General features: G+C 61.9%; 1 protein-coding gene. It reads left to right on the top strand.

Features of this window, described 5'->3' with window-relative positions; translation table 11 throughout:
• Positions 1–376, top strand: a 376-nt coding sequence (locus AC1D0P_RS31830) for an ABC transporter ATP-binding protein (protein ID WP_477680373.1), incomplete at both ends; no start/stop codon positions are given.

Raw genomic sequence — 376 nt, 5'->3', positions numbered from 1 at the left:
GTGTGGCACTTGCCCGCGCCTTCGTCATCAATCCGCGCGTGCTGCTTCTCGATGAGCCGCTTGGCGCACTGGACAAGGCACTGCGCGTCGACATGCAGGCCGAGCTCAAGCGCATCCAGCGCGAGATCGGCATCACCACCATCTTCGTCACSCACGACCAGGAAGAAGCGCTGACGATGGCCGACCGCATCGGCATCCTCAGGGATGGGCGGCTGGTTGAAGAGGGCGAACCTGAGGCGATCTACAATCGCCCGCAGACCCTGTTTGCCGCGACGTTCCTAGGTGATGCGAACATTCTTTCCGGCACGTGGGCGGGCGATGCGATGATCATGTCTAACGGAACGAGGATCCTGGTATCCGGCGCAGAGAACCGCAA

Source organism: Polaromonas sp. P1_G2 (genome assembly GCF_056405515.1).
Note: the sequence above shows the minus strand (reverse complement) of the source record. Positions and strands in the feature narration are given on the sequence as shown.